Below are 26,401 nucleotides of genomic sequence, written 5' to 3'. Positions count from 1 at the left end.
ATTTATGAGTTCTGAGCATCACGATCCATCTATAACTGTATCAAAGCAGCATACTTGTGCTGGATCAATTGATTTTCGTGCTTTGTTTGAGGCAGTTCCCGGCTTGTATCTCGTGCTGGCAGCCGACTCACCCAAGTTTACGATCATCGCAGTCAGCAACGCTTACTTGCAGGCAACAATGACCCAACGAGAAGAAATTTTGGATCGTGGCATTTTTGAAGTGTTTCCTGACAACCCCAATGATCCTACAGCGAGTGGAGTCCACAACCTACAAACTTCCTTGAAGGCAGTAATCCAGAACCGAGCCAGCGATGTGATGGCAGTTCAGAAATATGATATTCCCCGTCCAGAGTCTAAAGGAGGTGGTTTTGAAGAACGCTACTGGAGTCCGGTCAATTCGCCTGTGTTGACAGAAAACCAAGAGGTTGCTCACATTATTCACCAGGTTCAGGACGTGACTGAATTTATGCAGTTTCGACAGCAGCGCAACGAACAACATTTAGAAAATCTGGCGTTGTGGAGTCGGGCTGAGCAAATGGAGGCAGAGATTTATCTGCGTGCCCAAGAATTAAAGCAAGCGAATCAACAGCTTCAGCAAACAATGCGGTATGAGCAAGAACTGCGAATGGAGGCGCAAGCTGCCAAAGCAAGCTTGGATAGCGTGTTGATGAGCCTTAGCGACCAATTTTTTAGACTTGATCGTGAGTGGCGCTACACCTATATTAATGATCGTGTGGTGGAAGTGACTGGCAGATCTAGGGAAGAACTAATCGGACAAAGTATTTGGGATTTGTTCCCGGAAATGGTAAATAGCCAGTTTTACACTGAGTTGCATCGCGTTATCGTTGAGCAAATTCCTACCCAGTTTGAATACTTCTATTCTCCTTGGCAACGCTGGTTTGAAAACCGTGTCTACCCTTCAGAAAGCGGAATCACCATTTTTGTTACCGAAATCACTAATAGCAAGCAAGTAGAAGAAGATCTCCGGGAAGCTCATGTGCAGTTGGAGTCTGCTTTGTTGGCTGGAGCAGTTTACACTTGGCGGTGGAACATTCTCGAAAATCGAGTAACTACAGATGCAGCCTTTGCTCACTTATTTGGAGTAGACCCAGAGAGTGCGGCAAAGGGATTGCCAATTGAGATATTTTTGCGTGCTATGCATGAGGAAGACCGACCACGCGTCTTAGCAGCAATTAACCGGGCGATCGCCACAAGCGAGGAATATTTGGCTGAGTATCGCGTCTATACTGCTGATGGCGAGGAGCGGTGGGTTACTGCACGAGGACGTGCCGAATATGATACTGCTGGCAGACCAGTCGCTTTTCCCGGCGCACTCGCAGATGTTACCAAGCGCAGGAAAGCCGAAGAAGACCGCGATCGCTTCTTTCAACTCTCTCGCGATATGCTGGCAATCAGCAATATGGATGGATACTTTCTTCAAGCTAGCTCGGCTTGGACAAAAACGCTCGGCTATACCTTAGAAGAGTTAACCACACAGCCTTACATTGAGTTTGTTCATCCAGACGATCAGGCTGCGACACAGGTGGAAGCACAAAAGCTAGCCCAAGGTATCCAGACTAGTGGGTTTGAAAACCGTTACCGCTGTCGAGATGGCTCCTACCGTTGGATTTTGTGGAGTGTTGCCCCTTTCTTAGAGCAAAAGCTGCTCTATTGTGTTGCGCGTGATATTACCGAACGCAAATGCGCGGAGGCAGAGCGCGAAAAACTATTGGCACGGGAACAAGCTGCACGAGAGACAGCTGAGGCAGCAAATCGAGTCAAAGATGAGTTTTTGGCTGTGCTGTCCCATGAACTCCGCACCCCCCTTAATCCTATTTTGGGATGGTCAAAGCTGTTGCAATCTCGCAAGCTAGATGAGCGGAAAACAGCCTATGCACTGGAGACAATCGAGCGGAATGCTAGACTCCAGGTGCAACTAATTGAAGACCTGCTTGACGTTTCTCGTATTTTACAGGGCAAGCTCAGCTTGAATGTCGCTCCAGTCAATCTTGCTGTGACTATTACAGCCGCATTGGAGACTGTGCGACTGGCGGCGGAAGCCAAATCCATTCAAATTCAAACGGTGCTAGAACCGAATATTGACCAAGTATTAGGCGATGCAGGTCGCTTACAGCAGGTGCTCTGGAATCTTGTCTCGAATGCTGTCAAGTTCACACCTCAAGCAGGAAAAGTAGAGGTGCGATTAGAGCGCGTTGATTGTCATGCTCAAATTGTAGTCAGCGACACAGGCAAAGGTATCCATCCTAACTTTCTTCCTTATGTGTTTGAGTACTTCCGACAAGCAGATAGTGCTACAACTCGAAAGTTTGGTGGATTAGGATTGGGATTAGCGATCGTCCGCCAAATCGTCGAATTGCACGGCGGTACAGTTCAGGCAGAAAGTCTTGGAGAAGGACAGGGAGCCACCTTCACTGTTAAACTTCCACTGATGCAACAACAACTAAGAATACATCAACAAATCAAGGAATCTCAACTCTCTCCAGATTTGCACGGCATTACGGTTTTAGTAGTGGATGATATGGCTGATATGCGGGAGTATATCAGTTTTATACTAGAGCAGGAAAAAGCAAATGTAATTGCCGTGGCTTCGGCAGCAGAAGCACTGAGTGCTTTAACTCAGTATCAGCCAAGCGTATTAGTAAGCGACATTGGCATGGCAGAGATGGATGGGTACATGCTAATGCGGCGAGTGCGAAGCTTAACATCAGATCAAGGCGGAAACATTCCAGCAATTGCCTTGAGTGCCTACGCTGGAGAAATAAATAAGCAAAGGGCGATCGCAGCAGGATTTCAGATACACCTTCCTAAGCCGATAGAGCCAGATGCATTAATTGCAGCCATTGTGAGCATTATTAAGTAAAATCTATGCACTAATTTTTACAAGAATTTTATTGTAGTAATTGCTACTATTTACCAATTATTTTGGTAGTATTCTATCTAAGATACTGAAAAGCTTATTCAAAAATGCTTATAAGCTCATCCCACCCCGCCAAGGAGATGGGATAACACGAAAGACTGTTGACTGTTGACAGTCAACAGTCAACGGCCTAAAAAGGCGTCTTTCATCCCATCCCCAGAAAGAATGGGTTTTCCCGACGCCTTTTTATAAGCTAATGCGCTAATGCTCTGCTTTTAAGATTTTCATATTTATTTATTACCAATTTAGTATGTATAAAGTTGGTAAAATATAAAATAACTGAGAAAAAGGCTTGAGATACTGAAAATGAATAATCAACGCATCTTTGCTTTGATAAGTAAATATTTTGTGCAATTTCTATCTGGCAATGGAGCTAAAACTGTGTTTGAAAGACAAGGTTTGACGCTAGCTAAGAGTTGATAAAAGAGAAATTTTGATTGAGTTAATTTGAACTATTTTTAACAAATGTTTGCATACACTAATTCTTCTATACACAGCTATGCAACTAGATTTATCACCCCTCTGGATATCACTTAAAACTTCATTACTGGCAACATTTATCACCTTCTTTTTAGGCATTGCTGCTGCCTATTGGATGTTGGAATATCGCGGCAAAGGTAAATCCTTGATTGAAGGTTTGTTTATTGCACCACTCATTTTACCCCCCACAGTAGTTGGCTTTTTGTTACTGCTATTTTTTGGCAAAAACGGCCCAGTAGGGAAACTAATGGAGCCTTTGAACTTTAGCATTGTTTTTACTTGGTACGGTGCAGCGATCGCAGCTACAGTTGTTGCTTTTCCATTGATGTATAAAACTGCATTGGGAGCTTTTGAACAGATAGATGGGAATCTACTACGGGTAGCCAAAACCCTTGGCGCAAAAGATATCACAATCTTTTGGCGTATTAGTTTACCTTTAGCATTACCTGGCATTGTAGCCGCCACGACTCTGGCTTTTGCTCGCGCTCTAGGTGAATTCGGTGCCACATTGATGTTGGCTGGTAACATTCCTGGACAAACTCAGACAATCCCTATGGCAATTTATTTTGCTGTGGAAGCGGGAGCAATGAACGAAGCCTGGTTTTGGGCGATCGCTATTATGGTAATTTCTCTATCTGGTATTATTGCAGTCAATCTTTGGCAGGAATTTAGGGAGAGCAGCAGGGGGAGCAGGGGAGAAGGGGGAGCAGGGGAGCAGAGGAGCAGGGAGAGAATAACTCAGTTAGGACTTAGGACTTATAATTCCTCTGCAACTGGATTATTTGTAGACATTGAGAAACGATTGCCGAGTTTTCATCTCCAGGTGTTTTTTAATACTAATGAGCAACCTTTAGGATTATTGGGAGGCTCTGGAGCAGGTAAAAGTATGATTTTGCGGTGTATTGCGGGGATAGAAACACCGACTAGAGGGCGCATAGTCTTGAATGGCAGAGTATTATTTGACTCGGAAAAAGGAATTAATTTGCCAAGCCGCGATCGCCGCGTCGGTTTTTTAGTGCAGAATTATGCTTTGTTCCCACATTTGACTGTGGCGCAAAATATCGCTTTTGGCTTACCCAAGGGACTATCTGCTGGGGCTATTCGGGTACAGGTAGAACAGCAACTAATAGCCATGCAGTTACAGGGATTAGGCTCACGCTTCCCGTACCAACTTTCTGGGGGCCAACAGCAACGGGTAGCCTTAGCCAGAGCATTGGCTAGTCAACCAGAAGCCTTGCTTTTAGATGAGCCGTTTTCCGCACTCGATACCCACTTGCGTAGTCAATTAGAACAGCAAATGACGGCAACTCTAGCTGAATATCAAGGTGTGACTTTATTTGTTACCCACAATATGGAAGAAGCTTACCGAATTTGCTCCAATCTGTTGGTATTGGAGCATGGGAAAACAGTTCATCATAGTTCTAAATATGATATTTTTGAGCATCCTGCTAATGTAAGTGTTGCTCAATTAACTGGGTGTAAAAACTTTTCTCGTGCTGTTCCCAAATCATCAGAACAAGTAGAAGCAGTTGACTGGGGTTGTAGCCTCCAAGTTATTGAACCGATTAAAAGCGAAGTATCCCATGTCGGCATTCGCGCTCATCAAATCACATTTACCGGAGATTCATCCTGTGAAAATACTTTTCCTTGCTGGGTAGTACGCACAAGTGAAACGCCCCACCGAATGACGTTATTTTTAAAGCTGCATTCTCCCGCTCATAATCTTCAGGATTACCATCTGCAAGCAGAAGTTTTTAAGGAAAAATGGGCAACTATCAAAGACCAATCTTTCCCTTGGTATGTGCGTTTAGATCCGCTGCGGTTAATGTTGATGGATTAATTTGAGAAAGTGACATCGAATTTTAGCATCGATTTTAAAAGCTGCGATCGCTGTCAAGACAGATAAATTCTTACCTCAGCAGATTAGTAAACGCTGTATCAATAAAAAATATTAAGCTTGATTCCCCCCAGAAACGGGGGGTTTATTAAATAGCAACACTAACTCAATGCTGAATTAGCTGTTTCGGAAGCTTTGGCGGCTGGTGGAGAACCACCCATACGAATCTCAGAAGTGAAAGAAGCTATACTAAAGCCGTCAGAATGCTTTAATACACTAGCCCGCATTCGCAAATTAGGACTAGCAAACCACAGGCGTTCCTCAGACCACATGGTTTCATACTCTGTAGTTAAGGTCAAAGCATCATCACTGTCTATTTTATAGCGTCTGGCTACTGGAGCTTTCTCGGTATGATTCATTTGCCGCAGTAACTTGCCTTCTGCGGGATTATCTGCATCGGGTACTGAAACCAACACAGTAGAACCATTGGATTTTTCTGGCTCCGTGCTGTTCCAAGTAACTCTAGCGCCACAAGAAGCTGAATCAGGAGCAATTTCGTACAGTTGACACAGCTTGATCACCTCTGGATGATCTGTTGCTAGCGTCTCAATGATGATGTCTGACTTGCCATGTTCAAATTGCTTATCAGCCAAATGGTGACTAGTACGATGGGAAAACCATTTACCTGCACTCAACTCAAAAAATTCTTCAATATTCATGAATGAAATTACCCTGCATCAAAATGCGAAAAACCCCACTTATTATTAAAAGGTAGTAGGAGCAGATATTAAGCTTGATTGCCTGTTTCCTCAAGTTTCTTAAGAGAAAACCTTGCTGCTTCAGCAACGTGGTTGTGATTGTCTTTTTCTAAGTATTTTAAAGCAGAGATACTCTTGGGAGTAGGAAGATGACCCAAAGCTTCTGCAAGACGCTGCCTTACTAACCAATCATCTGATTGAGCAAAGCGCAGGATTTGATCTACAGAATCGATGTCTTTAATTTCTCCTAAAGCGGAGATTGCAGCTTGTTGCAAGACTACTTCTTCGCTATCCAACGCCTTAATGAGGATTTCGTGGGCGCGGGGGTCTTTAATATTACCTAGAGAAACGGCTGCACTAAAGCGTACTAACCAATCAGTATCTTCATAAAACGCTCGTGAAAGCACCTCAAAGGCTCTGACATCGCCCAAATATCCTAAAGCACCAGCGGCATCAGCACGAATACCATAATCTGGGTCGGTTTCTAGTATTCTCACTAAAAGTGGATAAGATTCTTCCGTAGGCTTGATTCCCAAAGCAAATATTGCCATAGAGCGTAATTGCAGAGATTCATCATCCAATACCTTTTTAATCAAAGGTACTGCGTCTTCAGGGGAAACGTGACGCAGATTGGCAAGGGCTACCATGCGATCGCGCAAATTCGGACTTTCTAACTGAGCAGAGATTTCCTGTAAGGTTAGAGCGGTCATTTAGTTAAATTAGCGTTTCTTTACTTATCTTTAATTTACCTGATTCGCCCTTCAAGCTGTCGCCATACTGAAGTAGCATTTTGCCTACTTTACGGGATGGCTTGATTATGAATGACAGAAGTTGAGTAATGAAGCTAATTTCAGAACTTACACACTCAGATCCCTCAACCCCCTTAAAAAGGGGGCTTTATAAATTCCCCCCTTTTGAAGGGAGCCAGCGCGGTCTTCTCTACTTTGAGGCTGCGCCAAGGGGGTTTCCACGCCACTCCCCACAACGGATAGCGCAGCGTAAAGCCTTCTCTTCGAGAGGCTTGTCTGCGACACGCTGCGCGATCGCCAACGGCATGGCTTCGCTTAGAGCGAGTCTTGTCTGCGACACGCTGCGCGAACGAGCGTCGGGAACCTCCGCAAGGGGGTGGCTCCCCATGAGCGACTGGCGTGGGCTAGGGGGGATCTAGGTTTCAGCCTTCAGTGCGTAAGTCCTGAATTTGTCTATCTACAGGGGAGAACAAGTGATTGAAATTCCGAAGTTTCCTGAATTGAAACTGACTGTTAACCAAGTTATTAATGCTGGTATGTAACTTAACGATTTTCAATTATTCTATCTACCGCGATCGCGTTCCAAATCATCGATCACTTTTTGTATATACCACTCTTCTGACATTCCAGGATAGTAATCTTGTTTTTGCTCAATGAATCTTTGAGCGATTTCCCAATATCCCCCAACTAATCGCAAAAGTCGCTGACGTAGCAGGTTATCTTTTTGCTTTCTGGATTCAGGACTGAATTTCTGAATTTTTTCGAGACTAGTTAAAACTTGTTGGTAATTTTCCCAATCTTCTTGTTCACAAAAAATACTTGCTGCTCGCTGATAATCTTCTATAGCGTTTTGCATTTCTTCTAATAAAGTATAGGCAATGCCGCGATTATAGTAAGCTTGGGCATCATTGGGATTAATTTGTAACACTTGGCTGTAATCTTGAATTGCACTCAGATAATTGCCCATTGCCCGATAGACATTACCTCTAGCAACATACACTAGGACATCCTGCGGTTGCATCTGGAGTGCTTGGTTAAAATCTGCGATCGCTCCTTGATGATCACCTAATAAATAACGTGCTTTACCTCGGTTGCGATAAACTATTGCTTCTTGAAAATTCAGTTTTAGTGCTTGATTAAAATCTGCGATCGCTTCTCGATAATTCCCGATTTTACAACGCACAACCCCACGACAGCAGTAAGCTTGGGCATCTTGCGAATCTGCTTGTAACACCCAGTTTAAATCAGCGATCGCCTCTCGCGTATCTCCCTTTTCAGCTTTTTCTAATAATTGGGTGAAATAATCGTTTGTAGATAAAATCGGTGTATTTTTAATTGATTGAACAGCTAGTTTTTCTGGTGGTTGTAGCTTTTTAATCTGTTCTAGACAGAGGCGACAATTTTCTTTATCCTGTTGCTCTAAATATAATTGTGCTGCTTTTTTAAAATTAGCGATCGCATCTTGAATATACCCCTGTTTGCGCCGCACAATTCCCCGCAGGCTATAAGCAGCTGCATAATTTAAATTCAGACGAATAGCGCGTTCAACATCTTCTAGTGCTCCTGGCAGATTTTTCAGCGCTACCCTTGCCAATCCCCGACAATAATATGCTTCGACACTCTCAGGATTGAGATTTATAGCTTCGGTGTAATCTGAAACAGCTTGGAGAATTGCGCCTAAGTCATAATATGCCAAACCTCGCTGAAAGTAAGCTTCAGCAAAGTAAGGTGTTAGTTGCAAAGCGTGATTAAATTCCTCAATCGCACCAGCATAGTCTTTTTGTTTGGCTTTTTCTAATCCTTTATCGTAAAAATCGTCATTCATAGCATTTTTTTGGGTTTAATCAGTTAGTTTAATTTCAGAAGGCATTCGCCCTTAATATTTGAAGTATTCAGCGTGACTTTGATTCACTTTCTATTTTCGGTAAAACAAAACCAATATGTTACCGTAATTTTTTATAAATAGTATATACCCAATGGAATATTATACACTTCCAAAGTTTGGAGTTAGATTTAGTCTAAACCTACGCTAAAACAAGAATATATAAACTTTTGTTCTCTTAATAATACTTCGTACTCATGAAAATTAGAACTATTACGACAGGTATATCACTTAAATCTCCAAATGAGATAAAAAAAATTAAGCAAGCAACTGAATTTAATCAGCAAGCAAAGACATTTTTTGAGCAACAAGGTTACGAAGTACAAACCACTAGAATATCTACTAATGCCTGGGCAGAATATTTACAAGGATTATCAACAGTTGAAAGTATCAGTAAAATTCAAAATCTAGAACAAATTTGTCAAAATCTTAACATCAGCTTTTTTAATATTGGTTATGCAAGCCAACCCGAAACTATATCTATAATTCCAGATTTTAACAAAAGTACATCGATTATTTATTCCTCAAGTAAAATTGGCGATCGCCAGACTGGTATAAACTTTGAAAATGCTTGGGAATCTGCAAAAGCAATTAAACGTATTTCTCAAGAAACTGAAAACGGCTATGGCAATTTCCGCTTCTGCGTATGGGCAAACTGCCAGCCAGGCATCCCCTTTTTTCCTACTTCCTACCATGTAGGAAATACATCTTTTGCTATAGGTTTAGAATTAGGTAGTTTGGTAATGCAAGCTTTTACACAAGCTAATAATATACAAGTGGCAGAAACAAATCTGCAATCCCTACTGGAAGTTGAATTAAAAAAGATTGCTGCGATCGCTGAAAACATCTCTGATAAATTTGATATTGTATATAGAGGTATTGATACATCTCTGACACCATCATTAGATAAACAAAATAGTATTGCTGTTGCTTATGAAGTACTAATGAATGGCAAGTTTGGACATCAAGGAACATTAGCAATTTCTGGTATGCTAACTCGTGCTTTGAAAAGTATATCAATAAAAATCTGTGGCTACTCTGGTCTTATGCTTCCAGTTTGTGAAGATGTCGGTTTGGCTGCAAGAGCTAACGAGCAGACCTATAATATTACTAATTTATTATTGTATTCGGCAGTTTGTGGCTGTGGACTGGATACAGTTCCAATTCCGGGTGATATCACAACAGAAAAGATTACAGCGTTATTAATTGATATGGCAACTTTAGCCATTAAGCTAGATAAGCCACTATCCGCAAGATTATTTCCAATACCAGATAAAAAAGCTGGGGAAATGACTGCGTTCAATTCCCCATATCTTGTAGATTGTAAAATATTTACTGTTGACTAGAAAAGCAAGTTTTAGAATTCTTATTCCGAAAGTAAACTAGGTGAAGTGAGAACAAAAACGTCTCTCGTTCCCTGAGCATCCGTGAGTGGTTTTATAGGAGTAGTGAAGTGGAAAAAGTCATGATCGTTGACTAATAATAGTTCACCTGGATTTAGAATTTTACTAAACACAGGCTTTTCTTTTTTAGCAGTGTATAAATGTGTTTCTCCACCTTGAATATTATCTCTATCAACGGAGAAAATAGCAATAAAATCAGTGCCGTCTTGATGGATACCTTCAGGTGCAGGATTACCTAAATTATCGGGTGAACAGATAGTTCTAATTTGATGAACTCCGATTTCAGCTTCAGGATGGAGTTTACAGGAATCACTAAATGCTAAAACGAGATTCTTAAAGATATCAAGTTCTATGAGTGCATCATCTAATTCTGCAAACTCTCTTTTTACATCACCCAATAATGGATTATATGCTTTGCTTTGGAAGAGGTAGCCATGAGGTAGCTTGATTAAATTATCTCTAGAAACTATAAACCTAGATAATCTTCTCAAACGATAGTTACCTTTGATATAAGGGTCAACAGGTAGTTCGTTAAAAAATTGCTTAAAACCTTCTAGATTGATTGAGTTTACTTTTCTCAGGGTAAATAGAAAGGCATATTCTAATTCCGTTAATCCCCATACTTTTTGCATAGGATTTACCTCCTTGCATGTTTAAATCCTCCCGAACTCTTCTTTATGGGAGGCTTATACCATTAAGTATATGCTACTTTTTATTAAAATGTCGTAAAAACGACTACAGAAAGTGACAAATTGTGATATTAGAAAGACATTTCAAATGTAATTACAGCGCTTTTCCACAAGACCCTACAAACAAGCTCTACTTTGGCAAGCTTCTAAATAGCAGTAGAGTGTATGCGCTATCAGTTTTAGTTCTCCAAAGAAGAATTACAGCAAAATCGACGTATATTTACTAGCAGTACCAAAGTTCCATAATGATTGATTGGCTTTACCGTTATCCACCCCTGTATCCTGGTATTTTACTCAAACGCTACAAGCGCTTTTTTGCTGATGTTCAACTTGTTTCTGGCGAAGTAGTGATAGCGCACTGTCCAAATACAGGGCCAATGACTGGAGTATCGACTCCTGGAAGTGCAGTACAGCTTTCTAAAAGCGATAATCTTAACCGCAAACTGGCTTACACCTTGGAACTGATTCAGGTGCATGATAACGAGCCGACTTGGGTAGGCATAAATACTGTTTTGCCCAATCGGTTGGTAAAGCTAGCTTTGGCCAAACAACTTTTCCCAGAATTGGGCGACTATAGCCAAATCAAGGGTGAAGTAGTTTATGGGCAAGATAAAAAAAGTCGGGTAGATTTCTTCTTAACAGGAAGTGATGAGTATCGCCCAATTTATTTAGAAGTGAAAAATACAACTTGGGCGCAGGGAAGATTGGCACTATTTCCCGACACGGAGACGACAAGGGGACAAAAGCACTTGCGAGAACTGACGGCACTATTACCCCTAACTCGTGCGGTGATGCTTTACTTTATCAATCGGGGAGATTGTACTGAGTTTGCCCCTGGTGATATCACAGACCCTATATATGGTAAGTTGTTGCGGGCTGCGATCGCTCTCGGTTTAGAAGTCTTACCCTGCCGTTTTGACGTCTCTCCAGAAGGCATCCGTTATTTAGGCTTGGCAAAGCTAAAAATTTAATTACACAATAATACCTCTGCGTTACTCCGCGTTTCCCTTTGCATTCCTACCCTGCGGGAAGGCGTTCGCGTAGCGTCTCGTAGAGAAGCGCCTATGCGTTAAAAGCTGACACCTCATCGTCTCAGCTTTGTAAATATTTTGTTATACTAGTTAATATAAATTTACAGAAGCTCACACCCACAAAGAAGGGAACGCCCTCAAACTCAATGGGTGTATAGCTCAATGTATCTAGCTGCCAACCAATTTAGCTAGCATTGACCTTCTAGTTTTCGCCAATTTGGCACAGGAGCCAGTAATGAACCAACCCATGAATTTATCTTTAGAACAAGAATTTAGCCTCCGTTGCTTTGCCGACCAAGTACAGCAAATGTCTCGTGAACAATCTCAGGCATTATTACTCATGCTGTATGAGCGGATGATGATTCAAGAAAAGACTTATCAGCAATTGCTCAAGCATGAGTGGGAATTAGATTCCGACGCAATTTCTGGGTAAAGCAAGGAAGTAAATATGTGGTTGATGGCGTTGAAATTCAACCGTATACGAGTTTTACTTTAATGAACGTCCAACCACTCTTCTATCAATTCAGTCAGTGTCTTAATTTTGGGAACTTAAATATGACGAGTAGAACGCTACTATTTCAGACCAAGCAGAGGTAGCAGCAGCAGAATCGTAGCGATAGCCGTCATCGCGCATGAAGGTATGTTCTGCTTCATACAAGAAAATTTTGTGAGATACCCTGACATTTTCCAGTGCTTTAATTAAGGTTTGACGGTCGTTTTCCGGTATATGCGGGTCAAGAGTACCCAACACAATGAGCATCTCGCCTTTGATTTCACTGACTCGCTGGATTGTATCAGCTACTCCCTTACCTAACTTACCACTGGGAATACCAGTAGGATAGCAGCAGACTGTTGCCTTAACTTCACTCATGAAGGCTGCTCGAAAAGCTAAGTGTCCACCAATGCAAAAACCGAGAGTGCCTATTTGTCCCGGAGAAACTAAACTCTCTGTTTTCAGAAATTCAATCACAGCACGGCAATCAGCATCATAATCAGCTACCAAAGTTCGACGAGCATTGTCATTACCCCGCATCCGTCCAATATCGTCTGGCTCAATAACTAGACCAACTGGCTCAGTTCGATGGAAGATTTCCGGAGCTGCTACTACATAGCCGCATCCTGCTAAGTAGTTAGCTAGGCGAATCATTGCGCCACCTAACTGATAAATATCACTAAGAAATAAAATGCCTGGATAAAGTCCTGTTAGTTTGGGAGATGCTACGTAAACACGCATTAAACTGTCGTCTACTCTTAATTCGACATTGCGTTTGGTAATTTGCATTTTGTCTCCATTTGGTGCTTGCTTTAATTAGCTTCGCTGCCCGTTTTCGCTATTGCAATTTTTCTAAAGCGAATCAACGTATGCTTCACCGCGTTGAACAAGCTAAATTCCATCTATGTTTAGCAAATGCACCCTTGACACTCCATTGCACTGTATAAATCTACCTTGACTATCACCCAAAAATAGTATTAATGACTACATTTTGGGGTTAAATGTTCATTTTATGGGTGCGATCGCGCAAAAATTAATCACTGCTCAAGTTTACTAGTGCTTCCTAACCAATACAAAGACTGATTAGGCACAAGTTGACTATCAAAACGGCTATAAACAATTTGGGTAGGATACCAAGGAGAAAACCAGTACAAATCTTGAATTGCTTTATGAGGTTTACTGGCGTCTGCCAATTCAAATTGAACTAGAGCCAAATTATTTAATCCCACCACTTCTCGTCCCTCTTGAAACCAGGGGAACTTCCAGAACATTAGCCGCTGTAACCATCTCCATTTGTCGTTTCTTGCTTGTTGTTTGGTAGTGATTAGCCACGGTATATTGGCTCCAAAGTAAGGCTTCCGAGTGTTTTGTCGAGGAATCCACTCTAATGCACAATACCAATCGGGTTTCATTTGTAGCTGGCGATCGCGGCGAGATTCTCTGGGTTTTTGTTCTACCATATTGAGGGGATTAGACCATCCGCTCCAACGTCTTACTTTTTCTGGTAAAATCCAGTCTTTCAATCGTGTATGGATGATCCGAGTAATAGTCTCTTCATTCTTCATAGCACTAGCGGTTAACTGCACTAAAACAGATTGCGCTTGAGAATTTGAAGAAGTACCTACATGAGACATACGAACAACAGAACCGTAGTGGATATCTCCAGACAGAACAACAACTTGTTGGCGTTGCTCAAATAGAGTAGTTAGAAATTTTGCCAATGCTTCAGTATGAATATTCCAGGAATCCCCAACATCAGCAGCAAACACTTTGTCGCGTCGCAACTGCCAATGGTGAATCCAATCAATTACTTTTAAGCTAAATAGATTAGTAGGTGCAATCACCAATGTGGCTTGAATCTCAGGTGTTTGTTGTAGAGGTAGAGAGAGTTGTTGCTCGAAGGCTTGGGGGCACAGTAGCATCGGTGGCGCAGTCGGTTTGTCATCGGCAGGATAGCCCCGCCATGTGCGCGTATCTAAAACAATCACTTCATGGCAATGACTCCGTACGGTATAGTGCCAAGTAAGTGCTTCAGGGTGTCGCTCTAGCACCAACACAGCACCGTCTTGAACAAACTCAGGTAAGCTAGTGCGTGGGTTAGTTGGTGGCATCCCTACATAACGAGCGATCGCATTATAAGCTGCGATATCCGTACCTTGGGAAGCAGACCAGTCTTGAGCAGCCGCCAATAATTTTTCACCAGGTTGACCAGCTGCAAATTGATTGGGTGTATTGCCCCACGCCTGAGAAACTGCATAGGCTAACAGGGCGTTTTGAACGGTTCTTTGCCCTAAAGGTCGTCCCAACACTCGTAAACACCACGCCTGATTGAGGTTCCAGTCATCGCTAACATCATGGTCATCAAAGATACTATACACAGGCACATTTGCGAGAGCGCGTCGTACTTTCCAAAGAGTATGGATAAACTGCCGCATCTCTCGAACTTCCCGATCCCATAGCCGACGCGTTTTGCTACCGCCCATCATCTCCCGCCCTCTAGGGAAAGTGGTCGGCCAGCACACAGGCGACCAAACCAATAAATAAGATGCGTAATACTCACCAAGACCTAAAAGGTGACTAGCAACTTTGGCCTCTTTATTGTGTAATCCGGCTGTAAAGCCAGCTTGGTAAGTCGCAACTTCAACTCGCTGTCCAGGAGGCAATTGCTTGGGTGTATGGTAACTAGCATCTCTAGGTTTATTTTGAGTGACTGGTAGCCGTTCTTCCCAGCCTAACAGCGCGTCGCCCAGCATACTAGATACCCACAATAGGGGCGCGGCAACATCGTCTCCATAAATCTGATCGCCAGTGAGAAAAAGTTGATGGGGACGCTGTTCTGGTTGGTTTGCAGCTTCCTCAATGAGGCAGTCTAGGATGGGTAGTGCATCAAACCCATCACCGTGGGGTTTGCGACAGGAACCATGCACAATTCGTAAATCTTGGAGACGGCTGGGTGGTAGAACAAATGTTGGTTTTTGATGTTCAAAATAGCTAATGTTAACGTTGGGAAAGCGGTTTGAACACAAAGCTTGCTGCAAAGATTGCTGGTGGGAAGTCTGGTTAGTAAACAGGAGGTCGTAGGCATATATGCGATCGCTAATTAGGCATTCTCTACCTGTAGACTGAGCTGTTACCGCCACAACATGAAGTGATTTTCCCAACGCAACTGTAGAGCGTCTTCCTTCTAACAAAGAGTTACCTAACACTGTACCGTTATTTATTGTTTCGTAAACCTTGAGTTCTACTTGACAAGGCTGTTTGAGTGCAACCCAAACCGTCACTGATTTAGGTTCCGTGTGTTGTAAAATTGGCCCTGCTAAAATCAGTGGTAAATCTTGTAAAAACTCGTCCTCAGATTGATTGTTCATTGCGTCGGTTCATATGAGGTTTTAATGTTATCAGGGCAAAATAGTACAACATTGCCTAAAACTAAAGCTTGTAGTGCTTGATTGACACGGCGCAAACCTTGAGTATTTGATACCAGCCCAGCTTAATTTTGCCTAATGAGAAGTGAAATAGGCAAAGACTATAAAAACCGATAGCTGAAACAATCACAGAGTAATACTTTCAGAGCCACTCTGCTTTTAGTGTCATGAATCCTCATATTATCCCAAACTGTAGACCTTGTGATCACCACCTATGAAGTTTACAGAATTGTTGAGGGGGCGATGGGCTACGCCCCGCCGGAGGCGATCGCATGACTGCATATCTTAGTTGATAGGATACATTGACTGTGGTAACGGGTTAAGGCTTCAATTCAGTAAGTAGTTATAAAAAGGCGTCAGGAAACCCATTTCTTCTCGGTAGGTGATGAAAGACGCCCCGACACCGTTGACAGTCAACAGTCAACAGTCTTTCGTGTTATCCTATCCCCTTTTATGGGTGGGATAAGCTTAATTTCGTGTCTTTGCGCCAAATTAATATGATTATTCTGGTAATGGGTGTATCTGGGTCTGGCAAAACTACTATCGGGCTGCTGCTGGCGGATGCATTACACTGGGAATTTAAAGACGCTGACGCTTTTCACTCGCCAGCAAACATTGAGAAAATGCGGCTTGGTATTCCCCTAAGTGAAGATGACAGGATACCTTGGTTGCAAGCTTTGCAAAGAGCGATCGCCCAGTGGTTGCAAGAAGATAAAAATGTAGTGTTAGCATGTTCAGCACTTAAAGCTAGCTATCGCCAATTTTTGTCACTAGATAGCGATCGCGTCAAGCTAGTTTACCTCAAAGGATCTTTTGAGGTTATTCAAAAGCGGCTGCAAGAGCGCCACAATCATTTTATGAGCGAAAAACTTCTCAAGAGCCAGTTTGATGCCCTTGAGGAGCCACCTGATAGTATCTATGTCGATGTTTCTGATTCACCAGAAATAATTGTGGATTATCTCAAGGCATATTTTGAATAAAGATCTTGTGGCCTTTTTGCAAGATCTTGGGTAAAGGGGTAAGGGTGAAAAGGATAAAATTTTCCTTTTCCCTTTACCTCTCAAAAGCTAGTTCTCTGTGCTTAAGTAGTCAGTCACTTAAAGTTGATGTGTGGCGAGAAATGCTTCGACTTCAGCAGATGTTGGTTGAGAGGCGATCGCTCCTGGTTTAATGGTAGTCAGCGCCCCAACAGCACTGGCATAGGTAACGATACGTTTTGCTGTTTGTGCATCCCCCAAGCTATGGATACCATGCTGACTCAGCTGGTGGATGAACCCTGCTAGAAAGCTGTCTCCTGCACCTGTTGTATCGACTACGGGGATGGAAAACGAAGGTAATTTACCCTCGTTCTCACCCAGACAATAGGCACAGCCGTTTTCGCCATCTGTTACCAGCGCTCCCTCAACTGAAGCTAGGCGATAAGTAATGGCTCCCGGATCGACTGTATCAAATAGCCATTCGGCTTCTTCTTTGGAGAGTTTGAGAAAATCAACTCGCTTCAATGATTCTTGAATTTTCTGACGAGCGATGTTGGAATCTTGCCAAAATACAGGACGCCAATTGACATCTAGCACAATCTTTAGGTCGTATTGTTCTGCCAGTTCTAGGGCACGGTGAATTGCCTGCTCACTTTCAGGATAGGCTAATTCCAAAGTACCCAAAACTAGAAAATCTGCCTCTTGAAACAGCAAATTTGGCAATTGCTTGGCTTGCAGGCGGGTGTCGGCAAATTCTGCGGTGTTATACTGACCAAATCCAGCAAAAGTGCGATCGCCTGCTAGATCTCGCGTCACGTAAACTTGCCGTGTTGGTGCTGTGGGATGGCGTTGTACCCCTGTAGTATCTACACCTACTTCTTGTAATAGCTTGACCAGTGCATTCCCTGGCTCATCTTCACCTACTGCTCCGATAAATCCTGCTGGCGTTCCCAACTTTACTGAAGCACAGGCTACGTTAGCTGGTGCTCCTCCTGGGTAAGGAGTCCAAGATTGAACTTCTTCCAGGTTTAGCCCCAATTGATCGGCTAAACAATCAAACAAAATTTCACCGAGGCACAAAACACGGGGATTGCTCATTTCATTTTAGATTTTCGATTTTGCCACAAGTTGAGCCTGTCGTGTGCGGGAGAAAGTCAAAGCGCCGGAAATCGGCGAACTGAACTTTGGGGGTTTCCCGACTTAGCAAACTTCTAAAGACAGATGACAAATTTCCAGTATAAAATCTACAATGTTCTCTGCTTATTTGTCGCCAGTCCTTCACAGAATGAAATAGCAATTTTTACTACTCCCATATCATGTATATGCTCTTGAGCCTCACTTTATCAACTCAATAATTATACGGTATTTTTTTATGATAAAATGCAATTTTTAATACATAAAATCTTCGTGATTTAGATTACTGTCAATTTGAAATCCAAAGAAAATATTGATATTGGTATTGCCGCGAACACTTGAAACCCCTACCTACAAAAGAATCTTCTAGAATTAGAAAGAGCGATTAAGTACATATACCAAGGGAGGATAGAAACAGTCATGGCTGGTGGCGAGTCTCAGACCCCTGTTACTCTGTCAGACAGAGAACTGCAAATTATCGACTTAGTGGCCGCTGGCTTAACTAACCAAGAAATTGCAGGAAAACTGGAAATTAGCAAGCGTACAGTTGATAACCATATCAGTAATATTCTGACTAAGACCCAGACAGAAAATCGAGTAGCTCTTGTCCGCTGGGCTTTACAGTGGGGCAAAGTCTGTTTGAATGATGTCAACTGCTGTATTCTGCCTAACCAGAACGAATAAACAATTTGCTAGTAACGACGTGATTAATCTTGTCTAGTATGCTGACAACCCAATTTTGAGATTTACTGATTGTTCTCCTCACTCCTTTATTTCAGTGTGACCACCTCTACCAAAAGTTCCGCATCCTTTACTTAGTGGGAATTTACGCTAATGGAGCAAAAGCTAACCCTCGGAAGCGGAAACTATAAATTCAGAATTCCTCTCAAAATGCAGCAGAACGGATTACTAGCCTATTGGTTCTGAGTAAAGGCAGTTTTCCTTCCATCGGTACTATTATATTTCTCTAGGAAAAAATAATTAGTACCGATGGGAAATTTCCTCTGTACTCAACTGACATTTACAAAGACGAAAAGAAAACTCACGCCAACGAGAGTGTGCAACGAACAGTAGAGACGTTGCAATTAACGTCTCTACATGTTCTGTCTGTCACTTTTTTTAATTGGTATAACTTTGTTGTCAACCAATCATCAACAAAAATTAGCAACAATCCACTAGCTCAAGCGTTACATTTGAAAGAAATCTATGTTGCTCCATAGGCTTGAGGAGCAGTGTTTCTATGAATACTTCTGCTTCTGCCAAAGGTGATTCATCTCCCTTTGACTTTTTTGGTTTTGATTTTACGATACCTCTATCTGGGAAAGTTCCGAGCCTAGAAGACCGACCTACGGACTTTCCCCAACCTACACAAGATGCCGATTTACTCAAGCAGCTATCGTTTATTCCAGGTTTGAAAGAAATTTTGATGCTGCGACAGGTTCACGCCTTAGAACACGCCACTGTTTGGGTTCTAGGTGAATCAAAAAGCGCTTATTCTCATCTACTAGGGTCTACTAATATTCAAGTTGATAACGAACTGTTAAGCGGTTTGTCTACCGAACAGGGCTTCTACCTTTATGGTGAGGTAAATATTAGTGATTTACGGCGAGCGATCGCACTTGCTCAACATCGCCTCACCAGTGGAGAATGGGATTTGGCTGTACATCCCCGTTGCGGCACAAATTTATCAGTAGCACTGCTCTTAACCGCTGGACTAGCTGTAGGTGTACATCTTCTACTACCATTCCGACCAATTGAGCAGCTGATAGGTTTGGGGTTAGCAGCCACGACAGCAGCAGAACTTGCACCAAATTTAGGTTCTATGGCGCAGCGTTACTTAACAACTGCCATTCCCTTTAATCTAGAAATTGAAAATATTACCCGTACACGCGACGTTTGGGGACGACAAGGACATTTTGTAAAGGTAAACTGGCAAGAATAAAAAGTAAAAAGTAAAGGAACCCATCATGCATTTTGAAACCAGTATCACCCTTAAGGAAGTGTTTCGTAACCAGCACCGACCAGGCTTTCCTGAACCGTTCCATAAAGTTGTGTTCAAGGTAGAATCTGATGGAATAGATTCCTTAGAGATTGGGCTGTGGGTACATACCTCTTATCCAGACAACGATCTGATCAAGGTTGGGCGTTCGTTTCTTGCTGGACGTCTCGCGGATATGACAACGGTTGCGTCGGAAAGTGCATACACGCCATCTGAAGTTGATGCTCTCTGGCAAACAGTGAAGCCGGTCTAAATGCTTTTTGTTTCTTCATTCCTAGTGCATTAAATGTAGGTTGGGTAGAGCAAAGCAAAACTTAACAATCTCAGGAATATTATGTTTCATATTTCAACTCAATCTACAAAATTTATTGCACTAATTTAGAGTAGATAAGCTACTACAAATTTAAGATTTACTTGATAAATCAGTTCTTAGAGAATTGTGTAATGAGACTTTACTTCTTACTCCCTGGGACAGATGGCAAATTTGCTTGTGGTGGCTTGTTTGCAGAGTTAAAAACAGTTAATCTTGCTCAGCGCTTCTGTAATGCTGATGTTGTAACTTATCGTCAACGAGAAAAAGGCAAGCTTTTCATAGATGATTTGCTAAAAGAGAAAAATTTAAATGATGTAATTTTTGTCATTAGCTGGGGATTTGATGTTGCTAAACTTGTCACCAAGCTAAAATCTTACAACGTAGTTTATCATGCTCATAGTGCAGGTTATCCATTTATGCTACCTGCGAGTATTCCTATAATTACTGTGAGTCGAAATACAATGGGATATTGGGGACAAAAATCACCCAATTCTCTGATCTATTATTTGCCTAATCAAATTTCTGATGAATTTCAAAATTTACATATTGAGCGGGATATTGATGTTTTAGTTCAAACTCGAAAATCTTCAGAATATTTAATTAAACAATTGATTCCGGCGTTGCAAAAAAATTGTAAAGTCTTGGTCGTTGATTCCTATGTAGAAGATTTACCTGGATTGTTTAATAGGGCTAAGGTTTATCTCTATGATTCTGCTGAATATTGGGCGAAACAGCGTGTTAGTGAAGGATTTGGACTGCAACCAATGGAAGCGATCGCCTGTGGCTGTCAAGTATTTTCTAGTATCAACGGTGGACTATCCGATTATTTAGATCCGGGATTTAATTGCTATAAAATTGCTGGCTATTCTCAAGAATATGATGTACAACGTATCTTAAAAGTTGTTAATTCTCCAATGCAGTTATCTTTTTCTAAAGATTTTTTGGCTGAGTATAGAACTGAAAATATTATTCAGCGTTTCCAGGTAATAGTAGATGAATTGAATGAATTCTTTGATCACAAAAACCAGCAGTCATCCAATATTAAGAGTTTGACGAGAACGCGTATGGCACAATTAATGGTGCAGAAAATATACAATAAGTTCAGCAAAAAATATTTTAGGGGTTAATATTGTGGTGCGGCGTGAGATAGATTCACGAACCACAAAACAAAGAGAGGAAATTAATGAGTCGGAGGTTATTGGTAACAGGGGGTGCGGGATTTATTGGGGCAAATTTTGTGCATCACTGGTGTCAGGTTTATCCCAGTGATCGAGTGGTAGTGTTGGATGCTCTCACCTATGCTGCAAATCGTCGTAATTTAGCGCTGGTTGAAGGAAGAGAGAATTTTCGGTTTGTACAAGGGAATATTTGCGATCGCTCTGTTGTCGAGCAGTTATTAACAACTGAAAATATTGATATCATCGCTCATTTTGCCGCTGAATCTCACGTTGATCGCTCAATTCTCGAACCCGCCGCTTTTGTGCAAACTAATGTGGTAGGAACTTTCACCCTCTTGGAAGCTTTTCGGCAGCACTGGGAGGCGAAATCAAAGCCATCTAGTTATCGTTTCTTACACATTTCTACTGATGAAGTCTACGGTAGTCTCAACCCAGATGATCCAGCTTTTTGTGAAACAACGCCCTACGCTCCTAATAGTCCCTATTCAGCCTCGAAAGCTGGCAGTGATCACTTAATTCGTGCTTATTACCATACCTATAAACTCCCGACAATTGTCACAAATTGCTCTAATAATTACGGGCCGTATCAATTTCCCGAAAAACTCATTCCTTTAATCTGTATTAACATCTTAATGGGTAAGCCATTACCAATTTATGGTGATGGGAAAAATATACGAGATTGGCTTTATGTAGGCGATCATTGTCATGCTTTAGATGTGGTCATTAATCACGGTAAACCAGGAGAAACTTACAATATTGGTGGTAACAATGAGGTGGAAAATCTCAACCTTGTACAAACTTTATGCCAGATGATGGATGAATTAGCACCTGATTTACCAGTTTTTCCCTCAAAGCAGTTAATTACTTTCGTCAAAGATAGACCAGGACATGACAGGAGATATGCAATTAATGCGAATAAGATCAAAAATCAACTTGGTTGGATGCCTTCAGTTACAATTGCTGAGGGTTTACGTTTAACTGTTGAATGGTATCTCGCTCATCGTGATTGGTGGGAACCTCTCTTGTCTGCGGAATATCAAGCTTTCTATCGCAAAAATTATCTAGAATCGGCAAATGATCGTTGACACTAAGTTTGCTTATTTGATTCTATCCCTCCCACAGTCTAGCGAGATAATGACTATCCTTAAATAGTAAGAAAATCAGATCAGCGTAAATTGCAAGCAGGTGTCAAATGCTGCAAGCAGAGCAGATATTACAAGAGCGTTATCAAGTTCAACGCCAACTCGGCAACAATGGGATTCGTCAAACTTGGCTAGCAACGGATTTACAAGCTTCCGATGCGGAAAATTCGTTAGTTGTGGTCAAACTTTTGGCTTTTGGCGGTACTGTACAGTGGGATGACCTAAAACTCTTTGAGAGGGAAGCACAGATTCTTAAACAGCTAAATCATCCCCGTATACCTCGGTATATCGATTATTTTTGTATTGATGACCGCACACTCTGGTTTGGCTTGGTGCAAGAGTATATTCCTGGTGAGTCACTCAAGGAACAACTTATTGTTAGCAAAAGGTTTACTGAAAAACGAGTTAGGAAAATTGCTATTGAGGTTTTGAATATTCTCATGCATTTGCATGAGTTGAATCCAGGAGTGTTACACCGGGATATTAAGCCAAGTAATTTAATCTGGGGTGAAGATAATCATATTTATTTAGTTGATTTTGGCGCAGTTCAGGATAAAGCGGCAAAAGAAGGCGTTACTTTTACTATTGTGGGTACTTATGGTTATGCCCCAATGGAACAATTTGGTGGTCGAGCAGTTCCAGCATCGGATCTCTATGCATTGGGAGCAACTTTGATTCATTTGTTAACTGGTATTTCTCCTTGTGATTTACCCCAACAGGATTTGCGGTTGCAATTTACTGAGCGAGTTAACCTGAGTCCTAGTTTTATTAGCTGGCTACAAAAGTTAACTGAACCTGCGCCAGAGCAGCGCTTTGCTAGTGCTAGCCAAGCGTTGAATGCTCTCAAATCTGGTCTAGCTGTCAAATCTGCTAAAAATCAGCTTTTGCCACTAAAAGAAGTCACCAACAATTCTGGATGCGGAATCAATAATTACACTGAGACCGTCCCAGAGGAAATTCTGGGGTGGAATTGGGGAGCATTTCTACTACCTTGGCTATGGTTGTGGACTAATCAAGTATGGTTTGGATTATTCTGTTTTGTGCCCCAAATTGGCTGGATAATGGCGATCGCTCTCGGTGCAAAAGGCAATGAATGGGCTTGGAAAAGTAGACAGTGGCGCAGTATTGAACACTTCAAAGCACATCAAAGAGGCTGGGCGATCGCCGGTGTTCTCATTGGAGCACCTATAAGTATTGCATTGTGGACGTGGGCGCTCACTGCGCTCAAATCTGCATTGTAAGGAGTCAGGAGACAGGAGTCAGGAGTCAGGAATTAGGAGTGAGGGTCAAGAGTTATTTTTCCTCTGCTCCCCTGCTTCCCCTGCTCCCCTTTGGCTCCTGTTCTAACCATTCACTTGCGATTCAACTACACCCACAGGACAAGCAACGTTTGTACCACCCAAGCCACAATAACCATTGGGGTTTTTAGCTAGATACTGTTGATGGTAAGCTTCTGCATAATAAAATTCAGGTGCATCCAAGATTTCTGTAGTAATCTCGCCATAACCTGATTTGTTGAGAGCTTGCTGATAGGCTTCTCGTGATGCTTCTGCTAGCTGCTTTTGACTTTCGGAATACACGTAAATTCCAGAACGGTACTGAGTGCCACTGTCATTACCCTGACGCATTCCTTGGGTGGGGTTGTGGCTTTCCCAGAAGACTTTCAGCAGTTGGGAGTAACTAATCTGTTTGGGGTCAAACACAACTAATACGACTTCATTGTGACCAGTCCGTCCACTACATACCTCTTCATAGGTAGGATTGGGCGTGAACCCGGCAGCGTAACCTACTGCGGTGGTGTAAACTCCGTTCAGTTGCCAAAATTTACGTTCTGCACCCCAAAAACAGCCCAAACCAAATAACGCCTTTTCCAATCCATCAGGATAAGGAGGTTTTAGGGAATTCTTATTGACATAGTGATGAGCGGGTACTTGTATAGACTGTGCCCTTCCTGGCAAAGCTTCTTCAGGAGTGGGCATAACCTGTTTTTTGCCAAATCCAAATAGCACCATTGATTCTGACTCTGATATACATCTTTACCTTATTTAATATTGTAAAGATTTTAGCGATCGCTTGGGATTTTCTCGAAATACTCAATATCGCAAATTTTGCGTAAATTATTACTCTATTACGTATGTCTTTTGCAACAATTACATGAATTTTCAAATGCGTGGAATACGTATTATTGTAGGGGCACAATATATTGTGCCCCTATGCGTGTGGACTATATTAATTGAAAAACAATGTATATTTTTCTCTATAAATAAAAATTTTTATACACAAAAAAGCACTTGAGAGTCTTGCTCACTCAAGCACTTTCCCGTATAACTTTATACCACGTCACTCTTATCTGTAACATATTAAATCTACAATACTCCCTGTTAGGGGAGTATTGCGAGGATAAATTGTGACAAACATGTGGTGAAATGGTATCACTCCTTGCACTAAATAAGAATATCTCTTCTGCAATAAAACGAGGAATCTAGTGAGTGACAGTTTATCAACTGAACACTAAAAAAAGACTCATCATGGATAGTAACGAACAAAACAAAGCATAATTTGAGAAAATAGATGTATTTAGTATAGAAAAATTATATTTATTGGCGATCGCTTACGTTTAGGAGCAAATCAGACAGTTTTGCAACGTGCGAAATGTAGTTATATAAATTACTCACTTTGTGTGGTAAATACGCTGTAAGTCATCAGTAAAGAATCGCCATTGAGTATGCGAGAGATAGCTTATGTATTTAAATTACAATTTTAATTATTAACTAATTGAAATTTTCAGAATTAAGCTCATCTCACCCCTAAAAGGAGATGGGATTTAACGTTGACAGTTGACAGTTGACTGTTAACCGTCAACTGTTAACGGGCTGAAAAGGCGTCTTTCATTATCTACCAAGAAGGAATGGGTTTTCCTGACGCCTTTTTATAATCGGTTGTAATTTTTTCCAAATTTAATCTTTAAAACTGACGATTTATGCAAAAAAAGCAAGTTAATAAAGCTGTGATTCCGGCGGCTGGTTTCGGCACTCGCTTATTTCCAGCTACCAAAGTTGTCAAAAAAGAACTTTTCCCAATTATTGATCAAGATGGTAGAGCAAAACCTGTAATACTAGCGATTGTTGAAGAGGCAATTAGTGCAGGAATTGCAGAAGTTGGAATAGTGGTGCAGCCGGATGATCAAGAAATCTTTGAAGATTTGTTTAAAAATCCACCCAAAAAAGAACTTTTCGCCAAACTGTCACCACAGAATCAAGAATATAGCCAATACATCCAAGAGTTAGGCAACAAAGTCACAATTTTAACGCAAGAGGAGCAAGCAGGCTACGGTCATGCAGTCTTTTGTGCTAAAAACTGGGTGCAAGATGAGCCATTTCTATTGATGCTGGGCGATCATGTTTATACATCTGATACAGAAAAATCTTGTGCGCGTCAAGTTTTAGATGTTTATGAACAAGTTAATAAAAGCGTTGTTAGTTTAACTAAAATGTCAGCAGAGATGCTTCATAAAGCTGGGTGTGTAACAGGAGTTTGGCAAAAATCAAACTCGATTCTTGAAGTTACACAACTCTTTGAAAAACCTACTATTGAGTATGCATATCAGCATTTGCGTATAGAAGAAATGGCAGAAGATGAGTTTTTATGTATATTTGGTTTATATTTACTAACGCCACAAATTTTTGATTTTTTGGCAGCACACATCAATAAAAATTTCCGAGAACGGGGTGAATTTCAGTTAACATCTTGTCTTGATAGATTGTGCCAGGAAGAGGGAATGACAGGATATGTTGTTAAAGGTAAGTGTTTTGATACAGGATTACCAGATGCTTATCACCAGACGATGATTGATTTTAGAAATGTTTCATAGCTTAAGTGATAGATATCATGTCAATACTGTTCGGTTAAGCATTTTTAACTTGGAATTGTGTTTTGGAAAAGGTTACTGGGTTTGGGTTAAAAGTTTTTGTTC

22 protein-coding genes are annotated in these 26,401 nt (G+C 41.6%); 13 read left to right on the top strand and 9 right to left on the bottom strand.

The genetic code is table 11. From position 1 onward, the window contains the following. The first annotated feature begins 4 nt into the window (after nt 1–4). Together FNW02_RS09625 and modB are read left to right on the top strand one after the other, a co-directional pair. A complete protein-coding gene (locus tag FNW02_RS09625; RefSeq protein ID WP_191757326.1) occupies nt 5–2,881 on the top strand; it encodes a PAS domain S-box protein in 2,877 nt (958 codons plus the stop codon). Between the two features lie 556 nt (nt 2,882–3,437). Beyond that, nucleotides 3,438–5,258 (top strand): molybdate ABC transporter permease subunit, encoded by a 1,821-nt coding sequence (modB, locus tag FNW02_RS09620; protein WP_191757325.1) that lies wholly within the window; start codon nt 3,438–3,440, stop codon nt 5,256–5,258. A gap of 158 nt (nt 5,259–5,416) precedes the next feature. Here the strand turns inward: modB and FNW02_RS09615 are convergent, their stop codons facing one another. The 4 genes from FNW02_RS09615 to FNW02_RS09600 form a co-directional block, all read right to left on the bottom strand. Continuing rightward, complete coding sequence (locus tag FNW02_RS09615) at nt 5,417–5,974, bottom strand: phycobiliprotein lyase (RefSeq protein WP_191757324.1); 558 nt, start codon at nt 5,972–5,974, stop codon at nt 5,417–5,419. Nucleotides 5,975–6,042: 68 nt separating this feature from the next. After that, nucleotides 6,043–6,723 carry a HEAT repeat domain-containing protein gene (locus FNW02_RS09610; protein ID WP_191757323.1) on the bottom strand — a complete coding sequence of 227 codons (681 nt, stop codon included), beginning with the start codon at nt 6,721–6,723 and terminating at the stop codon, nt 6,043–6,045. Between the two features lie 229 nt (nt 6,724–6,952). Then, nucleotides 6,953–7,150, bottom strand: coding sequence for a hypothetical protein (locus tag FNW02_RS09605; protein WP_191757322.1), 198 nt, complete (start codon nt 7,148–7,150; stop codon nt 6,953–6,955). Nucleotides 7,151–7,324: 174 nt separating this feature from the next. Beyond that, nucleotides 7,325–8,587 (bottom strand): tetratricopeptide repeat protein, encoded by a 1,263-nt coding sequence (locus tag FNW02_RS09600; protein WP_191757321.1) that lies wholly within the window; start codon nt 8,585–8,587, stop codon nt 7,325–7,327. 254 nt (nt 8,588–8,841) lie between these two features. Here FNW02_RS09600 and FNW02_RS09595 point away from each other — a divergent pair, with 254 nt between their 5' ends. Beyond that, nucleotides 8,842–9,990: a DUF711 family protein gene (locus FNW02_RS09595; protein WP_191757320.1), complete on the top strand. Its 1,149-nt coding sequence runs from the start codon at nt 8,842–8,844 to the stop codon at nt 9,988–9,990. A 20-nt stretch (nt 9,991–10,010) separates the two neighbouring features. Here the strand turns inward: FNW02_RS09595 and FNW02_RS09590 are convergent, their stop codons facing one another. Continuing rightward, on the bottom strand, nt 10,011–10,679 hold the full coding sequence (locus FNW02_RS09590; RefSeq protein WP_191757319.1) for a 2OG-Fe dioxygenase family protein: 669 nt from the start codon (nt 10,677–10,679) through the stop codon (nt 10,011–10,013). Between the two features lie 302 nt (nt 10,680–10,981). Between FNW02_RS09590 and sfsA the strand changes: the two genes are divergently transcribed. Together sfsA and FNW02_RS09580 are read left to right on the top strand one after the other, a co-directional pair. Beyond that, nucleotides 10,982–11,707: a DNA/RNA nuclease SfsA gene (gene sfsA, locus FNW02_RS09585; protein ID WP_191757318.1), complete on the top strand. Its 726-nt coding sequence runs from the start codon at nt 10,982–10,984 to the stop codon at nt 11,705–11,707. Between the two features lie 295 nt (nt 11,708–12,002). Further along, nucleotides 12,003–12,200: an NblA/ycf18 family protein gene (locus FNW02_RS09580; protein WP_191757317.1), complete on the top strand. Its 198-nt coding sequence runs from the start codon at nt 12,003–12,005 to the stop codon at nt 12,198–12,200. Between the two features lie 102 nt (nt 12,201–12,302). Here the strand turns inward: FNW02_RS09580 and FNW02_RS09575 are convergent, their stop codons facing one another. Together FNW02_RS09575 and FNW02_RS09570 are read right to left on the bottom strand one after the other, a co-directional pair. Continuing rightward, nucleotides 12,303–13,049, bottom strand: coding sequence for a dienelactone hydrolase family protein (locus tag FNW02_RS09575; RefSeq protein ID WP_191757315.1), 747 nt, complete (start codon nt 13,047–13,049; stop codon nt 12,303–12,305). Between the two features lie 248 nt (nt 13,050–13,297). Further along, nucleotides 13,298–15,628 carry an alkaline phosphatase D family protein gene (locus tag FNW02_RS09570; RefSeq protein ID WP_191757314.1) on the bottom strand — a complete coding sequence of 777 codons (2,331 nt, stop codon included), beginning with the start codon at nt 15,626–15,628 and terminating at the stop codon, nt 13,298–13,300. A 554-nt stretch (nt 15,629–16,182) separates the two neighbouring features. Between FNW02_RS09570 and FNW02_RS09565 the strand changes: the two genes are divergently transcribed. Beyond that, complete coding sequence (locus FNW02_RS09565; protein ID WP_191757445.1) at nt 16,183–16,665, top strand: gluconokinase; 483 nt, start codon at nt 16,183–16,185, stop codon at nt 16,663–16,665. Between the two features lie 117 nt (nt 16,666–16,782). Here the strand turns inward: FNW02_RS09565 and FNW02_RS09560 are convergent, their stop codons facing one another. Next, nucleotides 16,783–17,760: a carbohydrate kinase family protein gene (locus FNW02_RS09560; RefSeq protein ID WP_191757313.1), complete on the bottom strand. Its 978-nt coding sequence runs from the start codon at nt 17,758–17,760 to the stop codon at nt 16,783–16,785. A gap of 456 nt (nt 17,761–18,216) precedes the next feature. Between FNW02_RS09560 and pedR the strand changes: the two genes are divergently transcribed. The 6 genes from pedR to FNW02_RS09530 all read left to right on the top strand — a co-directional run bounded on the left by pedR (nt 18,217) and on the right by FNW02_RS09530 (nt 23,669). Next, nucleotides 18,217–18,480, top strand: coding sequence for a photosynthetic electron transport-dependent transcriptional regulator PedR (gene pedR / locus FNW02_RS09555; protein WP_191757312.1), 264 nt, complete (start codon nt 18,217–18,219; stop codon nt 18,478–18,480). 556 nt (nt 18,481–19,036) lie between these two features. Further along, nucleotides 19,037–19,738 carry a DUF6391 domain-containing protein gene (locus FNW02_RS09550; protein WP_191757311.1) on the top strand — a complete coding sequence of 234 codons (702 nt, stop codon included), beginning with the start codon at nt 19,037–19,039 and terminating at the stop codon, nt 19,736–19,738. Between the two features lie 25 nt (nt 19,739–19,763). After that, entirely contained in the window at nt 19,764–20,048 is a 285-nt protein-coding gene (locus tag FNW02_RS09545) for a hypothetical protein (RefSeq protein ID WP_191757310.1), read from the top strand. Between the two features lie 191 nt (nt 20,049–20,239). Next, complete coding sequence (locus tag FNW02_RS09540) at nt 20,240–21,235, top strand: glycosyltransferase (RefSeq protein ID WP_191757309.1); 996 nt, start codon at nt 20,240–20,242, stop codon at nt 21,233–21,235. 56 nt (nt 21,236–21,291) lie between these two features. Next, on the top strand, nt 21,292–22,371 hold the full coding sequence (rfbB, locus tag FNW02_RS09535) for a dTDP-glucose 4,6-dehydratase (protein WP_191757308.1): 1,080 nt from the start codon (nt 21,292–21,294) through the stop codon (nt 22,369–22,371). Between the two features lie 107 nt (nt 22,372–22,478). Continuing rightward, a complete protein-coding gene (locus FNW02_RS09530) occupies nt 22,479–23,669 on the top strand; it encodes a serine/threonine protein kinase (protein ID WP_191757307.1) in 1,191 nt (396 codons plus the stop codon). 102 nt (nt 23,670–23,771) lie between these two features. On the opposite strand, the gene msrA is transcribed toward FNW02_RS09530, so the two are convergent. Then, nucleotides 23,772–24,440 carry a peptide-methionine (S)-S-oxide reductase MsrA gene (gene msrA / locus FNW02_RS09525; RefSeq protein WP_191757306.1) on the bottom strand — a complete coding sequence of 223 codons (669 nt, stop codon included), beginning with the start codon at nt 24,438–24,440 and terminating at the stop codon, nt 23,772–23,774. 968 nt (nt 24,441–25,408) lie between these two features. Here msrA and FNW02_RS09520 point away from each other — a divergent pair. After that, complete coding sequence (locus FNW02_RS09520; RefSeq protein ID WP_191757305.1) at nt 25,409–26,299, top strand: UTP--glucose-1-phosphate uridylyltransferase; 891 nt, start codon at nt 25,409–25,411, stop codon at nt 26,297–26,299. Nucleotides 26,300–26,401: the final 102 nt, after the last annotated feature.

Source organism: Komarekiella delphini-convector SJRDD-AB1 (genome assembly GCF_014831675.1).
Classification (GTDB): domain Bacteria; phylum Cyanobacteriota; class Cyanobacteriia; order Cyanobacteriales; family Nostocaceae; genus Komarekiella.
Note: the sequence above shows the minus strand (reverse complement) of the source record. Positions and strands in the feature narration are given on the sequence as shown.

Excerpts from the sequence above, each read along its gene's own strand:
- FNW02_RS09625 (WP_191757326.1), top strand. The coding sequence starts at position 5 with ATGAGTTCTGAGCATCACGATCCATCTATAACTGTATCAAAGCAGCAT.
- modB (WP_191757325.1), top strand. The coding sequence starts at position 3,438 with ATGCAACTAGATTTATCACCCCTCTGGATATCACTTAAAACTTCATTA.
- FNW02_RS09615 (WP_191757324.1), bottom strand. The coding sequence starts at position 5,974 with ATGAATATTGAAGAATTTTTTGAGTTGAGTGCAGGTAAATGGTTTTCC.
- FNW02_RS09610 (WP_191757323.1), bottom strand. The coding sequence starts at position 6,723 with ATGACCGCTCTAACCTTACAGGAAATCTCTGCTCAGTTAGAAAGTCCG.
- FNW02_RS09605 (WP_191757322.1), bottom strand. The coding sequence starts at position 7,150 with ATGGGGAGCCACCCCCTTGCGGAGGTTCCCGACGCTCGTTCGCGCAGC.
- FNW02_RS09600 (WP_191757321.1), bottom strand. The coding sequence starts at position 8,587 with ATGAATGACGATTTTTACGATAAAGGATTAGAAAAAGCCAAACAAAAA.
- FNW02_RS09595 (WP_191757320.1), top strand. The coding sequence starts at position 8,842 with ATGAAAATTAGAACTATTACGACAGGTATATCACTTAAATCTCCAAAT.
- FNW02_RS09590 (WP_191757319.1), bottom strand. The coding sequence starts at position 10,679 with ATGCAAAAAGTATGGGGATTAACGGAATTAGAATATGCCTTTCTATTT.
- sfsA (WP_191757318.1), top strand. The coding sequence starts at position 10,982 with ATGATTGATTGGCTTTACCGTTATCCACCCCTGTATCCTGGTATTTTA.
- FNW02_RS09580 (WP_191757317.1), top strand. The coding sequence starts at position 12,003 with ATGAACCAACCCATGAATTTATCTTTAGAACAAGAATTTAGCCTCCGT.
- FNW02_RS09575 (WP_191757315.1), bottom strand. The coding sequence starts at position 13,049 with ATGCAAATTACCAAACGCAATGTCGAATTAAGAGTAGACGACAGTTTA.
- FNW02_RS09570 (WP_191757314.1), bottom strand. The coding sequence starts at position 15,628 with ATGAACAATCAATCTGAGGACGAGTTTTTACAAGATTTACCACTGATT.
- FNW02_RS09565 (WP_191757445.1), top strand. The coding sequence starts at position 16,183 with ATGATTATTCTGGTAATGGGTGTATCTGGGTCTGGCAAAACTACTATC.
- FNW02_RS09560 (WP_191757313.1), bottom strand. The coding sequence starts at position 17,760 with ATGAGCAATCCCCGTGTTTTGTGCCTCGGTGAAATTTTGTTTGATTGT.
- pedR (WP_191757312.1), top strand. The coding sequence starts at position 18,217 with ATGGCTGGTGGCGAGTCTCAGACCCCTGTTACTCTGTCAGACAGAGAA.
- FNW02_RS09550 (WP_191757311.1), top strand. The coding sequence starts at position 19,037 with ATGAATACTTCTGCTTCTGCCAAAGGTGATTCATCTCCCTTTGACTTT.
- FNW02_RS09545 (WP_191757310.1), top strand. The coding sequence starts at position 19,764 with ATGCATTTTGAAACCAGTATCACCCTTAAGGAAGTGTTTCGTAACCAG.
- FNW02_RS09540 (WP_191757309.1), top strand. The coding sequence starts at position 20,240 with ATGAGACTTTACTTCTTACTCCCTGGGACAGATGGCAAATTTGCTTGT.
- rfbB (WP_191757308.1), top strand. The coding sequence starts at position 21,292 with ATGAGTCGGAGGTTATTGGTAACAGGGGGTGCGGGATTTATTGGGGCA.
- FNW02_RS09530 (WP_191757307.1), top strand. The coding sequence starts at position 22,479 with ATGCTGCAAGCAGAGCAGATATTACAAGAGCGTTATCAAGTTCAACGC.
- msrA (WP_191757306.1), bottom strand. The coding sequence starts at position 24,440 with ATGGTGCTATTTGGATTTGGCAAAAAACAGGTTATGCCCACTCCTGAA.
- FNW02_RS09520 (WP_191757305.1), top strand. The coding sequence starts at position 25,409 with ATGCAAAAAAAGCAAGTTAATAAAGCTGTGATTCCGGCGGCTGGTTTC.